The 13,489-nt window shown below is 38.3% G+C and carries 17 protein-coding genes and 1 tRNA gene; 12 read left to right on the top strand and 6 right to left on the bottom strand.

Annotated features, from left to right (window positions below; all coding sequences use genetic code 11):
• Positions 1 to 129: 129 nt before the first annotated feature.
• The 4 genes from QUF49_RS12070 to QUF49_RS12055 all read left to right on the top strand — a co-directional run bounded on the left by QUF49_RS12070 (position 130) and on the right by QUF49_RS12055 (position 3,081).
• A complete protein-coding gene (locus QUF49_RS12070; RefSeq protein WP_289495865.1) occupies positions 130 to 1,023 on the top strand; it encodes a hypothetical protein in 894 nt (297 codons plus the stop codon).
• A gap of 157 nt (positions 1,024 to 1,180) precedes the next feature.
• Positions 1,181 to 1,438 (top strand): hypothetical protein, encoded by a 258-nt coding sequence (locus QUF49_RS12065; RefSeq protein WP_289495864.1) that lies wholly within the window; start codon positions 1,181 to 1,183, stop codon positions 1,436 to 1,438.
• A gap of 17 nt (positions 1,439 to 1,455) precedes the next feature.
• A complete protein-coding gene (locus tag QUF49_RS12060) occupies positions 1,456 to 1,683 on the top strand; it encodes a hypothetical protein (RefSeq protein WP_289495863.1) in 228 nt (75 codons plus the stop codon).
• Positions 1,684 to 2,175: 492 nt separating this feature from the next.
• The gene (locus QUF49_RS12055; protein WP_289495862.1) at positions 2,176 to 3,081 is read left to right on the top strand and encodes an MBL fold metallo-hydrolase; all 906 of its coding nucleotides are present in this window, start codon (positions 2,176 to 2,178) and stop codon (positions 3,079 to 3,081) included.
• On the opposite strand, the gene QUF49_RS12050 is transcribed toward QUF49_RS12055, so the two are convergent.
• The 4 genes from QUF49_RS12050 to QUF49_RS12035 form a co-directional block, all read right to left on the bottom strand.
• Complete coding sequence (locus QUF49_RS12050; RefSeq protein ID WP_289495861.1) at positions 3,062 to 3,757, bottom strand: YetF domain-containing protein; 696 nt, start codon at positions 3,755 to 3,757, stop codon at positions 3,062 to 3,064. The two genes, QUF49_RS12055 and QUF49_RS12050, sit on opposite strands and share 20 nt — an antisense overlap.
• A gap of 84 nt (positions 3,758 to 3,841) precedes the next feature.
• Positions 3,842 to 4,279 (bottom strand): GNAT family N-acetyltransferase, encoded by a 438-nt coding sequence (locus tag QUF49_RS12045; RefSeq protein ID WP_289495860.1) that lies wholly within the window; start codon positions 4,277 to 4,279, stop codon positions 3,842 to 3,844.
• A gap of 5 nt (positions 4,280 to 4,284) precedes the next feature.
• Complete coding sequence (locus tag QUF49_RS12040) at positions 4,285 to 4,800, bottom strand: YjcG family protein (RefSeq protein WP_289495859.1); 516 nt, start codon at positions 4,798 to 4,800, stop codon at positions 4,285 to 4,287.
• A gap of 59 nt (positions 4,801 to 4,859) precedes the next feature.
• The gene (locus tag QUF49_RS12035) at positions 4,860 to 5,591 is read right to left on the bottom strand and encodes an alpha/beta hydrolase (protein ID WP_289495858.1); all 732 of its coding nucleotides are present in this window, start codon (positions 5,589 to 5,591) and stop codon (positions 4,860 to 4,862) included.
• Between the two features lie 143 nt (positions 5,592 to 5,734).
• Between QUF49_RS12035 and QUF49_RS12030 the strand changes: the two genes are divergently transcribed.
• The 5 genes from QUF49_RS12030 to QUF49_RS12010 all read left to right on the top strand — a co-directional run bounded on the left by QUF49_RS12030 (position 5,735) and on the right by QUF49_RS12010 (position 9,335).
• The gene (locus QUF49_RS12030; RefSeq protein WP_289495857.1) at positions 5,735 to 6,292 is read left to right on the top strand and encodes a phosphatidylglycerophosphatase A family protein; all 558 of its coding nucleotides are present in this window, start codon (positions 5,735 to 5,737) and stop codon (positions 6,290 to 6,292) included.
• A gap of 270 nt (positions 6,293 to 6,562) precedes the next feature.
• Positions 6,563 to 6,637, top strand: a tRNA-Val gene (locus QUF49_RS12025).
• Between the two features lie 369 nt (positions 6,638 to 7,006).
• The gene (locus QUF49_RS12020; protein WP_289495856.1) at positions 7,007 to 7,483 is read left to right on the top strand and encodes a CotD family spore coat protein; all 477 of its coding nucleotides are present in this window, start codon (positions 7,007 to 7,009) and stop codon (positions 7,481 to 7,483) included.
• A 129-nt stretch (positions 7,484 to 7,612) separates the two neighbouring features.
• Positions 7,613 to 8,359, top strand: a complete 747-nt coding sequence (locus QUF49_RS12015) for an SDR family NAD(P)-dependent oxidoreductase (protein WP_289495855.1) — start codon at positions 7,613 to 7,615, stop codon at positions 8,357 to 8,359.
• 91 nt (positions 8,360 to 8,450) lie between these two features.
• Positions 8,451 to 9,335, top strand: coding sequence for a cation diffusion facilitator family transporter (locus QUF49_RS12010; RefSeq protein ID WP_289495854.1), 885 nt, complete (start codon positions 8,451 to 8,453; stop codon positions 9,333 to 9,335).
• Here QUF49_RS12010 and QUF49_RS12005 read toward each other — a convergent pair.
• Complete coding sequence (locus QUF49_RS12005) at positions 9,332 to 9,697, bottom strand: VOC family protein (RefSeq protein ID WP_289495853.1); 366 nt, start codon at positions 9,695 to 9,697, stop codon at positions 9,332 to 9,334. The two genes, QUF49_RS12010 and QUF49_RS12005, sit on opposite strands and share 4 nt — an antisense overlap.
• A gap of 5 nt (positions 9,698 to 9,702) precedes the next feature.
• Entirely contained in the window at positions 9,703 to 10,437 is a 735-nt protein-coding gene (locus QUF49_RS12000) for a sulfite exporter TauE/SafE family protein (protein WP_289495852.1), read from the bottom strand.
• 121 nt (positions 10,438 to 10,558) lie between these two features.
• On the opposite strand from QUF49_RS12000, the gene QUF49_RS11995 reads away from it, so the two are divergent.
• The 3 genes from QUF49_RS11995 (at position 10,559) to QUF49_RS11985 (ending at position 13,419) form a co-directional block, all read left to right on the top strand.
• Positions 10,559 to 11,428, top strand: coding sequence for a LysR family transcriptional regulator (locus QUF49_RS11995; protein ID WP_289495851.1), 870 nt, complete (start codon positions 10,559 to 10,561; stop codon positions 11,426 to 11,428).
• A gap of 69 nt (positions 11,429 to 11,497) precedes the next feature.
• Entirely contained in the window at positions 11,498 to 12,214 is a 717-nt protein-coding gene (gene dapD / locus QUF49_RS11990) for a 2,3,4,5-tetrahydropyridine-2,6-dicarboxylate N-acetyltransferase (protein ID WP_289495850.1), read from the top strand.
• An 80-nt stretch (positions 12,215 to 12,294) separates the two neighbouring features.
• Positions 12,295 to 13,419, top strand: a complete 1,125-nt coding sequence (locus tag QUF49_RS11985; RefSeq protein ID WP_289495849.1) for an N-acetyldiaminopimelate deacetylase — start codon at positions 12,295 to 12,297, stop codon at positions 13,417 to 13,419.
• The last annotated feature ends 70 nt before the right edge of the window (positions 13,420 to 13,489 follow it).

Below are 13,489 nucleotides of genomic sequence, written 5' to 3'. Positions count from 1 at the left end.
AAAAGATCTGAAGAGTAAAAAGGACCGCTGGAAAACAGTTGGTCCTTTTTGTTATAGAAAAAAAAGTGAACGATTGGATAGGGGTTACATACAATAAGGAAAGAGCCTAATTTGCAAGGGGGAAGATGCATGGGGACTAAGGATAAATTAAGCTATGAGCGGCTCATATCAAGGGTAGAATATTATAAAGAAAAAGCACTAGATTTAGAAAAAAAGCTGGTCTTTGCTGAGGAAACCATCGAACGGTTAGAGAGTGAAACAAATAAGGATAACACCCTTCAACAAATCGAAGAAAAGGAAATAGAGCTTCAGAAACTACGTACTCAAGTAGAGGAGCTAACAAAAAAGCTGAATCGTTTAGAAGAACATGAAATGGAAAAACGTATCCAAGGGTATGAAGAATTATTAAAAAGTATTCAAGATGAAATAAATGATAAGGATCAGCAAATTGATCTTTATCAGCAGCGTATTAAGAGTATGGAAAAACGAATAAACATTAATCGGACATCTGAGCCTGTATTTGAAGATTTTCCAAAGGAAGATGATTCTAAGTCTGAACCAAAGAAAAAACAGGGCTTGAATTGTATGAGCTACTTCGATTATTCCGTTATTTATACAAAAGAGAATAATGGTTTTGTACGAGGCTCGTTTTATCTTGAGAATATAGGAACAGAAGCATTAGAGAACCCATATATCTGCTTTCGGTTCCAACCTGCTGAAACTTGCGCGCTAAAGGGCAAGATTGTCTCATTAATCGCTTCGCCTTCACAAGATGAAATGCGACAATCCATCTGGATGTACATGGATAACGAATGGGCAGAAAAAGCAAAAGAACGTGGAGAGATGTGGATCTGCCCGCTTCGTGAAACAAAATTCAAGACCGGTGATAAGCTTTCGCTGGATGATTTTCAGATTCCTTTTAAAAGCACTATAGATAAAAATATTACGGTGGAAGCATTTGTTTATTTTAATAAACAAAATTATCGAGCTAAAGCAGTAAATCATATAGCTATCAATTTTTAGTGAGACAGCCTATAACCAACTCGTTAGACATGCATAAGATGTACTATACGAGGAGGTTGAAACATGGAAGAATGTTTTTACTGTAAGAAGAAGAAGAAACACAAGAAGGTTCATGCTGATAAAGTAATCATCAAGGCAGATAAAGTTGTTGTAATCCATGAAAAGAAGGATCATTGCGAATCTTCTAGCTCTAGCTCTAGCAAACATGAATCTTGCCACAAGCATGAATCTTCATCTAGTTCTAGCTCCAGCTCTAGTTCTAGTTCCAGCTCCAGCTCCAGCAGCAGCTGCTTTTACGATCCGTGGGCTTAAGCAGTCCAGAATGAATTTTTGGGCACTCTTGTTAAAAGAGTGCTCTTTCTTTTTGAAAACGAATAATTTAGAAGGAAAAGGGAATAGGAAGAGGAATAGATAGGAAAGGGGATGTTGCATATGGGATATATTTTACCGTATATACCGATTCAGCGAATGCAATATGCTAGTCGAATGGAAAGACCAGAACAAGGTTTACCGATCGTATCGCAAGTACCTATTATTCAAAATAACAACGTTCACACATTTAGCCACAACAAAAAGTTCGACATAGAAAAACAGAAACGTTTTGATCAAATTCTAAGTGAAATAGAAGGAAAAGGATTATTTTTAAACGAAACCATCTAGTAGGTTTCTTTTTTTTTGCTTCTTTCGAATACATTGTTGCTTCTGAAAGTAGTTGATTTCCGCTCCAGGTTGCTCGCTTTCCACGGGGCGTGCGGTGAGCCTCCTGCCGCTTTGCGCCATTAGGAGTCTTCACCTGACCGCTCGCCCCGTAGGACAAGGAAGGCTCCGGCAGCGAGACATCGCACGAAGAAAATTTGAAATTTAATTTTCGAGGAGTCTCGCACCTTGCGCTCCAATCCCCTTGCGAATGAAGAAAGAAAAAATTCAAAAGTAACACTATTTTTTGGCTGTTTAAAGCTTCTCCATAACCTTGTTGGTTCTTATACTCTTTTTTATTGGTAAATTAATTGTAATGAAAGGTGATTCACCATACTGCCATTAAGAAAAAGCGAGTGACATATAACGGGAATCAAAGCAGCAATGAATACGAAAACAGCACTACTGAAATAGCAACCTAGTTTTTACACTGAATAAATAATTGGAGTGTTTAAAATGGAATTTAAAGAGATAGCAGCAGGGTGCTACTATTTTAATAGCGCTGTAAATATAGGCTATATTGTAAATGAAGATGAAAGCAAGGGGATGTTAATTGATGCAGGTCTAGAATCTTCAGCCGCAAAAAAAGCGGTTCAGCATCTTGTGAAAAAGAATCTGCCCATTACCCATCTCTTTATCACGCATGCTCACGCAGATCATTTTGGGGGAGCTCAATATATACAAAGAAATTTTAACGTACATACGATCGCTCCCTCATTAGAAGAAGCGATTATGAGAAACTCGATTCTTGAACCCATCTACTTATTTAACGGTAATTCCCCTCTAAGTGAGATGAGAAATAAGTTTTTGGAGGCTCCCTCTATTAGGGTAGATGAGATCTGTACGGAAGGTATTTGGGACAAAACATTTCCACTTGAATTCCTTGCTTTGCCGGGACACAGTCATAATCAATTTGGCGTATCGTACAAAGGAATTTTATATGCGGCAGATGCATTTTTAGGCAGTGATGTTCTTGAAAAGCATAAGATTCCCTTTATCGTAAATGCCACAGAGAATCAGGAGACATTATTAAAATTGAAAAACATGAACATAGAAGGAATGGTTCCTGGTCATGGGAAATTCACCAAGAAGTATCATGAAGTCATTCAAGAGAATATTGATGTTCATGAAAAAATAGCCACCCAAGTTCATTCTATCATTGCTGAATCAGGAGATTCTGGAATATCTTTAGAGAACTTAATAGCGAAAATAATAACGCAATATAATATACAGCCCGCAAATATCGGGATGTATACTCTTTTTAGAACAGCTGTTTCCGCCTATTTCATACAGCTTATTGAAGAAGGAAAAGCGATGTATAAAATATGGGGAGGAAAACCAATTATTTTTTTGGGTCAGTAAAAGGCATAAATAATAGTTTTCCTTCAGACTTTTCGGCGTAAACAACTTCTTCAACAGAAGAATAGCCCTGTTTATGAAGCTGTTCCATTAGTTCTTTTTTTGAGATTCCTGCTGTCGATAAATTATCATGATTAAGTTCTCCATCTAATATCAATGTTACTGGGAGTTCAGGCTGCTGCTGGCTATTCAAGTTCATATCTTGTCTATTTGGTGGGCCGTATTCAAACTTCGGCAGTATACTAAGTGACCCATTTGATTCTAAAATGGCATATTCAACTTCTCTTAATCCAAAAAAGCCTTTTTGGCGAACTAAGTTTTGAAGCTGGTTTATATCAAGCTTGCTTTTCTTTAACATTTCACGGTCAATCATGCCTTTCCGTATAACGATTGTAGGTGCTCCTTCCAAAAACTGACGAGTACCTTTAAATTTCTGTGAAATAATTTCTACGACATAAACCATTGTTCCCCAAATCAAAATAGCATACAAAATAACAAAAATCGATGTTTCATCATCATACATGGCATTACCCACTAATTCACCTAAAAAGATAGACGAAATAAAATCAAATGGGGTAATTTGAGAGATTTGCGTTTTACCTAAAATCTTTGTGAGTATAAAAAGAGCAACAAAGCCCACAATTAGTTCGGTCGTTAACTGTCCAACATGAATGTTCATCAACCATTGTCTCCTCATAAAAACGAATTATAGTACAGTTTTGACGAGAAAATATGTTTATAAACGAAAAAAGTATTGAAGCCGTCACATGGACGATTTCAATACTTTTTTCATTGCGACATGAGGTATGTTGGCATCTAGAAAAGGTTCTTTAGAAGTGGTGCTGTACCCGAGTTTTTTATAAAAGTCTTCTGCTTGAGTTTGTGCATATAATATAAGGCTGGAATAAGAACGTTCAAGTGCACTTTCTTCCATTGCCTTCATCAATTCTTCGCCTAAACCCTTTTTACGATGAGAAGAAAGGACGCAAACCCGTTCAACTTTTCCTTCACCGTTTACTTCTCGAAGCCTGGCTGCTCCAACAGGCTTTTCGTTTTCGTAAAGAACAAAATGAAAAGAAACATCTTCGTTTCCATCAATTTCTTCACTTTCATCAATCTGCTGTTCACGAACGAATACATCTTTTCTGACAGATAAAGCATCTTGAAATCCATGTTCGTTCGTTGTGTATGTCTTAATCAATCTGCTTAAACTCCTTTTCCAAGTCGAAATGTTTCATATACAGTCCAAGATCCGTTATCAAGTTGATAAAGCAATTGAAAACGGTCAATTCTTTCTTCGTGTACAATATCAATCATACGCAGACGTTCCAATACATCCGAATGTTCTTCGTCCGATAGCTTTTGCCCCAACGTTAAATGAGGAACAAAATTGTAGGGCTGCTGATGTTCAAGAGGACCTGAGTACAGCTGATCGTGCAATGACTTTAATTCTTCAGCTTCGTTTACTTTTAAGTAAATTGCATTATTAACAGGGTGGAAGGAGCCAACCTTGTTAATCATTATTGAAAACGGATTAATGTTTTGAGCAACAGATGAGATATAGGAAATCTGATCCTGAAGCTCTTCTTCAGTCGCCTCGAAGGGTTCCTTTAAAGTGATGTGAGGTGCGATAAGGGCATAATGCGGATCGTACCGTTTTCGGTAGGAATTTACTTTATCTTGTAGATTTTTTGATGGAAAAATAGCAATACCGTATTTCATAATTCTTCCTCCCTCATCTTTTGAACTAGTATACCAAATATTCTATTTATTTCCCACAGTTAGTGATTGTTGTAAAGAAACATTAACGCAGGAACCAAATCTTTCTGCCAGTTTACCCAAAGGTGATTTCCTTGAAACTCAGAGTATTCATAATCCAATGCTAGATTATTTAACAAGTTTTTAATCATTCTATTTGGAGTTAAAAAGTCCCGTGTAATTCCTTCTGGATTCGTAAATTGATCTTCTTCGTCCCCAATAGAATGGTAGATGGTTAATGTTTGAATCTGTTCGATAGCCTCAACTGTTTCTATGAGGCTTTCAGGAACATAAGGTGATTGCAGAATAACTTTGCCAAACGTATTGGGATACAAAAGACTTAATTTAAATGCCACATAACCGCCTAATGAATCACCAATTAAGCCCATTCCAGCACCTAATTGAAGTGTGTTGAACTTTTCGTTTAGGTAAGCTGTTAATTCAAATGCCATAAAACGTATATAATTTTCGTGCTTTTCACCCGCAGGATCATATTTAGCTTTTCGATCTTCAATCCCTTTATGATTAACACCTACGATAATGCAGCTTTGCATTTGATCTTCTTCCATAAGTCTATCAGCGGTCTTTGCCAGCTTTCCTAATTGAAAGTAATCTCTGCCATCTTGTGCAACAAGGATTGGATATTTAACAAGCGGAGTGAATTTGGACGGAAGGTAAATTAACAAGTCAATTTCTTCATCCAAATATTTGCTATAAATCTTATCATCTGTAATAGAACCCTTAAGTATGGCCATAAAATGGACCTCCTTTGCTGACAGTTATCATAAATTATAAGCGTTTTCATTCAACTCGTATAATTGTAACACATAATGATATAATGAAAGAATCAATACGAATGCAGCCATACAGTGAACATAAAAAAATGAGGTGAAGTCTGTTGAAAAATAGAGTGCACAGTCGTGAAGTCGAGGCAGCTGCAAGAAGGCTGCTGAATGAAAGAGGCGTCACCATACCAGAGATTGCAGATATAGTGTATGAAATGCAGATTCCGTTTTCACCAGGTTTAACAAAAGATGAGTGTATTGAAAGTGTAGATGCTGTATTAATGAAGCGGGAGATCCAGCATGCTATTTTAGTAGGTGTTGAACTTGATATTTTGGCCGAACAAAAAAAGCTTTCTGAACCTCTGCAGAGCATTGTGGAACAAGACGAAGGGTTGTTCGGCGTGGATGAAACGATCGCACTAGGCGCTGTATTTGGATACGGAAGCATTGCAGTTACAACGTTTGGGCACTTGGATAAATTTAAGATGGGAATTATCCAAAAGCTTGATACGAAAATCGCAAACGGTAAAGTGCACACGTTCTTAGACGATCTAGTAGCAAGTATTGCAGCAAACGCCTCAAGCCGTCTTGCACACAGACTTCGAGATAAACAAGAGCGTTTAACAGCTGAAGAAATTGCTCAGCATGAGAATGAAGAGAAGATTGGATAATAGATTGTATTAAGCCTCCTTTTAGTAGGAGGCTTTTATTGTTGAAAAAGCAACAATTGTCGAATGGCCTATAAAAAGAATTTAAAGGCCTATAAATTGATTTGAAGGGCCTATAAATCTTTCATATGGGCCTATAAATTGATTTGAAGTCTTAGAGCGTGGCTCATAAACTTATAAAAGGATTAATACGCTTAATAAAAAATGATTGACAGAGCAATAATGGTGTCGTATATTTTAAAATATCTTAAAAGATTGCTAGAAACCGATTAAGACCTGTTAGCTCAGTGGGAGAGCACTTCCTTGACAGGGAAGGGGTCGGGGGTTCAAGTCCCTCACAGGTCACCATAACAACATACATACGTAAACTTCTTATCTAGTTGATAAGAAGTTTTTTTGTTTTTAGTCTCTTAATAGCTAGTTTGTGAGTGGATCTGGGTTATAGGACCCATTTGCATCTGTTGGTTTTGTCGACTCGCCGATATATGAGCAAAACTCGCCGTATTCTAGCTGAAATTCGCCGGAATAAGTCCAATATTTCTAGAATTAATCCTTAAATTTCTAGAATTCGTTGTCTATATACCCCACTCAGTATAAGTGAACCTGTTTTCATAACCGAAATTCGCACCTATATTCAAATTTGGACGAACTTTTTAAGTCGTCCTACATAAAATATAGAGAAATATGATTCATGGTTTTTGAAAGGAGAACACTTTTTTGGGTTTATTTAAACGCCCTGGCATTTTTGCTAAAAAGGGAATGGGTATGCCTGCAGCTGGTGCAATGGGAATGGGTCCAATGGGTCCTACGATGGGTGCAATGGGAATGGGTCCAACTATGGGTGCAATGGGACAAATGGGTGGTCCAGTAATGGGAGCTATGTCACAGATGCCGCAGATGGGCGCTTTACCATCACAATATTATCCTCCGCAAGTTTTGCCTGCGCAATATAGTCCTACAAATCAACAAGTTCAATATAATCAGCAAGATGTTTATGTTCCGATGATCCATCCAACTCAAACAACACAAGTAAATCAGATGAACTACAAATATGTACATTATTTCCCGCAGAACACAAACGTCCTAAACCAGGCAACGCAGCAAAATATTATGGGAACAACTCAACCTATGCTGCCCCCATGTCCTTGTCCGCCACCATGCCCGCCGCCATGCGGCCCATGGCGCAAGAAATAATGTTTAAGCTGTCGACGTTGTCGGCAGTTTTCTTTTTGTTTACGTCCTTCTAAACAGAATTAGTTTTGAAAGTGAACAAAGATAGGGAATAAATAGAGTAATACATATATATGATGGAGGTTTTGAACCATGAAAAATGACGATAAAGTGGTAATTGTAACAGGAGCTGCTAAAGGGATCGGAAAACAAATTGCGATCGATTTTGCTAAAGCAGGGTGGATTCCATCATTAATTGACTACAATGCAAACGAACTTGAGTTAACACTAGAAGAAGTTCGTCACATACAACATAAGGCGGTAGGTATTACGTGTGACGTCAAAAATCCTGAAGAAATCATAAAAGCTGTGTCAGAAACACATGATAATCTTGGTAAAATCAATTGTTTGATTAATAATGCAGGACTTTCAAAATGGAAATCTCCCTATGAATTAACAGTTGATGAATGGGATGAGATTATAAACACCAACTTAAGAAGTGTCTTTCTTTTTTCAAGAGAAGCAGCTAAATTTATGTCTCAATCTAGCGGTGGCTCGATAATTAATATGGCATCAACTAGAGCGTCAATGTCTGAGCCGAATTCTGAGGCTTATGCTGCGACAAAAGGTGGGATTGTTGCGTTAACTCACGCTCTGGCAGCTTCGTTTACTGACGATTTCATCACAGTTAACGCTATAAGTCCTGGCTGGATTCATACAGGAAATTATACAGAGCTGCGAGAGATTGACCATGATCAGCACCTTTCTAAAAGAGTAGGAGTTCCATCTGATATTTCGAGAGCTTGTTTATTCCTTGCTCAAAGTGATAATAATTTTATCACAGGGGAGAACATTACAATCGATGGCGGAATGACTAGAAAAATGATTTACGAGCATTAATGTTTCCTATAGGGAAAAAGATTGCTCTAGACCCACCCGGAATCCATTCTTTATGATGTAAAAGGTATCATTGAACGAAGGAGAATAGAGAATGCAATCTGATCAGCAAAAAAGAGTGGAACGCGGTGTTTATATTAGTTTAGGAGCATATATTTTTCTTTCTATCGTAAAACTTGTGTCAGGATTCATATACCATTCTGATGCCTTAGTTGCTGACGGATTGAACAATGCGACAGATATTATTGCTTCGATCGCCGTATTAATTGGTCTTAAAATTTCACGAAAACCTGCAGATGAAGATCACCCGTATGGTCACCTGCGAGCAGAAACCATAGCATCAATGGTAGCCTCTTTTATCATGGTTGTCATCGGTATCGAAGTCCTAATCTCGTCTATTAAAAAGATGGTTAATGGGGTTGAATCAGAGCCGTCTTTAATAGCGGCTATAATCGCATTGTTCGGTGCAGCGGTTATGTTGGTCGTTTATTTTTATAATATTAAAGTTGCAAAAGATACAGACAGCCAAGGACTAAAAGCAGCAGCTCTTGATAACCGGTCAGACGCATTTGTCAGTATTGGAGCTGCAGTGGGAATCTTTGGGGCACAGATCGGATTACCATGGCTAGATCCTGCTGCAGCGGTTCTGGTTGGTCTCATTATCATTAAGACCGGATGGGAAATTTTTACCGAGACTTCTCATAACCTTTCTGACGGATTTGATTATGAAGAAGGAAAAGAAATGGAGCACAAAATTCTAGATGTTGAAGGCGTTGAGAATGTTGGTGATCTTAAAGCACGTAAACACGGTAACCGAGCGATCATTGATGTTACGATCAAAGTTGATCCTTCTTTAAACGTTGTTGAAAGCCATGAAATCACAGAGAAGATAGAAGATACCATTAAAGAAGCATATAATGTTGAAAGTATTCAAATTCATGTTGAACCAGAAGACGGCAAAGACAATGGGAAACCTTAAACTAAGCTGCGCTCAATAAACTCAATTCGATTTCCAAACGGATCACGAATAGTGAAGCGATTAAAACCTGGGATGGGAAGTTCATCTTGAATCTGTATATTATGAAGAATGAGATGGTCGCGTAATTCTTGAAGGCTTTCAACTAAAAAAGCTGGATGATGTTTACCTTTATAAATCTGGTCTTCAACACCTATGTGGAGCTCTTGATGACCGATTTGAAACCACATCCCGCCATTTTTTTGAAGTGCTTTAGGCTTTGTGATTTCCTGAAGCTGCAAGATCCCTCGATAGAAGTCTTTTGCTTCCTTTACTTTATTGTGTGGAATGCATAATTGGACGTGATGGATGCCGTTAATTTTCATTTTTCTTACCCCCACTGAATAATTAATTGAAGTATCAGCATAACAGTTACAGTCCGCATTAGGATTGTAACTTGTTTTGTTTTTAATTTTGGTGCTAATTTAACAGCAGCTTGTGCCCCGCAAATACTGCCGATCGTTAACGGAATAGCCACACCCCACATATAGTGACCAGCCCACAAATAAGTGAAAACAGCTCCTGTGCAGCTTAAGAATGTGTTGAAACGAGTGAACGATACCGTTCGAATATATGTAAAACCGTTTCGTAAAAAAAGCTGCATCTGCATCGTTCCTTGACCTGGACCAAACATGCCGTCATATGCCCCGATTCCAAAAAGGTATGGGTACTTCCTCAGAGGCAGCTGTGTAGTTTCATTTTCTGGATTGACGTCTTTCTTCGTTTTTATAAACGTTAAAAACAGTGCGCCCGTTAGTAATATCAAGGCGATGATTGTTAAATGTTCCCTTGAGATCGATGAGGCAATCAAACCGCCGCATATACCCCCTGCTAAACTAATAGACCCTGAAACAAAGTATGGAGCGAGCTTCGTATCATTCTTGCGGAGCAGAACGAAAAAGCTTGAGAAAGAACTGAACATATTTGCGAACTTATTAGCAGCAATTGCTGAGTGAACAGGAATACCTAACAACAGCATAATAGGAAAGTTGATCATACCTCCGCCTCCGGAAAGCGTGCCAACAAAAGTAGCCGCAAAACCGACTAGTATAAGGAAATACATCATGATTCTCACGTCCTTTCATTTCTGCTTACATTTATATCCTATGCTAAGGTATACTTAAATTAAATTACATAAAATGAACAATATTCAATAAGAAATACTTATCACATAAAAAGGAGTATATATGCAGTTATCCGAGTTTCGAATTCTAAAAGTGCTTGCGGAAGAACTGAATATGAGGAAAGCATCAGAAAGGCTGTATGTTTCACAACCAGCTCTAAGTCAGCGTCTTCAATCCATCGAAAATAATTGGGGAACGATTATTTTTATCCGATCACAAAAGGGATTAAATTTAACCCCAGCGGGTGAAAAGATTATCTCCTTTGTTACAGAAGTTCTTCAAAAAGAAGAAGTGGTGAAAGAGGAGCTCCAATCCCTTTCTGAACACGTTCATGGGACGTTGAAACTTGCTGTAGCGTCAATTATTGGACAATATTGGCTGCCGCATGTTTTAAAAGAATATGTCAATCTTTACCCTCATGTAAATATTTCTCTAATAACAGGGTGGAGTTCAGAGATTATAAAGCACTTGTATGAAGATAAAATACATCTTGGAATTGTTAGAGGTAATCCCGAATGGCGGGGAAGTAAGGATCATATTCTGTCTGATCATTTGTACTTAGTAGACACGACGATTTCTTCATTAGACGAACTAGCTGAGACTTCAAAGCCTTTTATTCAATTTAAAAGCCATTCTACCTATTATCAAGAAATCCAGGACTGGTGGCACTCTCATTTTAAAACAACACCTCAAAAAACGATTGTTGTAGACCAAATTGAAACGTGCAAACAGATGGCACTGAATGGAATCGGCTATGCGATCCTGCCTTCTATCAGCCTTAGACCAGAAGATGACGTTTTTAAGATTCCGTTAACTGATAAGAGGGGTAACGCGATTAAGCGAGATACGTGGCTTATTCATCATGGAACGGGATCTGAACTGAAACAAGTGAATGCATTTATGGATTTAATCCGAAAATTAACGAATGAATAAGGTTTGAATCTTTCTATATTTAGTGGTTTAATACAATACAGAATGACTTTTAAGGAGGAACTAACAAACATGAAAATGATGGATGCAAACGAAATTATCTCTTTTATTCAAAACTCAACAAAATCTACACCTGTAAAAGTTTACGTTAAAGGAAATCTTGAAAACATTGATTTCGGTAAAGAAACTAAGGTGTTCCCTTCAGGCAATACAGCTGTATTGTTTGGTGAGTGGAAAGACATCGAAGCTGCGATTCGCGAAAACGAAAGCAACATTGAAGACTTTGTAATCGAAAACGACCGTCGCAATTCTGCGATTCCTCTATTAGATATGAAAAACATTAAAGCACGTATCGAACCTGGCGCGATTATTCGTGATCAAGTTGAAATCGGTGATAATGCCGTTATCATGATGGGTGCTTCAATTAATATCGGCTCAGTTATTGGTGAAGGTACAATGATTGATATGAACGTTGTACTAGGTGGACGAGCTACAGTAGGTAAGAACTGTCACATTGGTGCAGGCACGGTTCTAGCGGGTGTGATCGAGCCGCCATCTGCTAAGCCAGTAGTCGTTGAAGACGATGTTGTAATCGGTGCAAATGCTGTTGTTTTAGAAGGTGTTACAGTAGGTAAAGGTGCGGTAGTTGCTGCAGGTGCGATCGTAATTGAAGATGTTGAGCCTTACACGGTTGTAGGTGGAACACCAGCACGTGTTCTAAAAAAGATCGACGAAAAAACGAAATCAAAAACAGAAATCAGACAAGAGCTTCGTCAGTTAAACGACTAATCAGTTAATGTCTGGCAGTCAGTATTGAGTCTAAAATTGTTTTATTGAGTCTTTTGACAAATATAAGGGGATGAAAGAAGATGAAGCCATTAATTGAGATTAGAAAAGACCTTCACCGAATACCGGAGTTGGGCTTTCGGGAATTTAAAACTCAAAGTTATCTTCTAAATCTCATCTCCACACTTCCACAGGATCATCTTGAAGTTCATCCTTGGGAAACTGGTATTTTTGTAAAAGTGAAAGGGAAGAGACCAGCCAAAACAATAGCCTATCGTACTGATATAGATGGGCTTCCAATTATTGAAGAAACGGGCTATGAATTCTCCTCGCTTCATGAAGGTATGATGCATGCGTGCGGCCATGATATTCATATGACAATCGCGATTGGCTTATTGTCTCATTTTGCGGTGAACCCGATTGACGACCATCTGTTATTCATTTTTCAGCCTGCTGAAGAAGGACCAGGTGGAGCGCTTCCAATGCGCGAGAGTGAGCTTTTTCAACAATTAAAACCTGATATGATTACAGCACTGCACATTGCACCTGAATATCCGGTAGGTACGATTGCTGTAAAAGAAGGTTTGTTATTTGCAAATACTTCGGAACTTTTCATCGATCTTATCGGAAAGGGCGGACATGCAGCATATCCCCACCATAGTAATGATATGGTTGTCGCTGCTAGTCATCTCGTAACACAATTGCAAACCATTGTTGCCCGAAACATAGATCCTTTGGATTCTGCTGTTGTCACGATCGGCAAAATTACCGGTGGAACAAAACAAAACATAATCGCTGAACGGTCAAGGCTAGAAGGGACAATTAGAACCTTGTCTCAGGAGGCGATGGTTAAGGTGAAAAGCCGGATTGAGGCACTAATTCAAGGGATTAAAAGTGGATTTGAATGTGAAGCGGTTATTGATTATGGATCTAATTACAGGCAAGTAGACAATGAACCAGAGTTAACTCGCGAGTTTATGAATTTTGCTGATAAGTATAATGGTGTAAATGTTATTGAATGCAAAGAGGCAATGACAGGAGAAGACTATGGATATTTTTTAGAAAAAATCCCTGGTTTCATGTTCTGGCTTGGGGTCGATACCCAATATGGTCTCCATCACTCAAAATTAAAGCCGCAAGAAGAAGCGATTCAGCCTGCGGTAGATCTTTTAATTCAATATTTCACTTTTAAAGGGAATAGAAATTAGGAAAACGGCCACTGCGGCCGTTTTTTTGTTTTTTGAAGTGAAAAGCGAGCTCCATCCACATAAAATAGCT

The organism is Fictibacillus sp. b24, from assembly GCF_030348825.1.
Lineage (GTDB): Bacteria > Bacillota > Bacilli > Bacillales > Fictibacillaceae > Fictibacillus.
The sequence above is the reverse complement of the archived record's forward strand: the minus strand, read 5'-3'. Positions and strand labels throughout refer to the sequence as shown.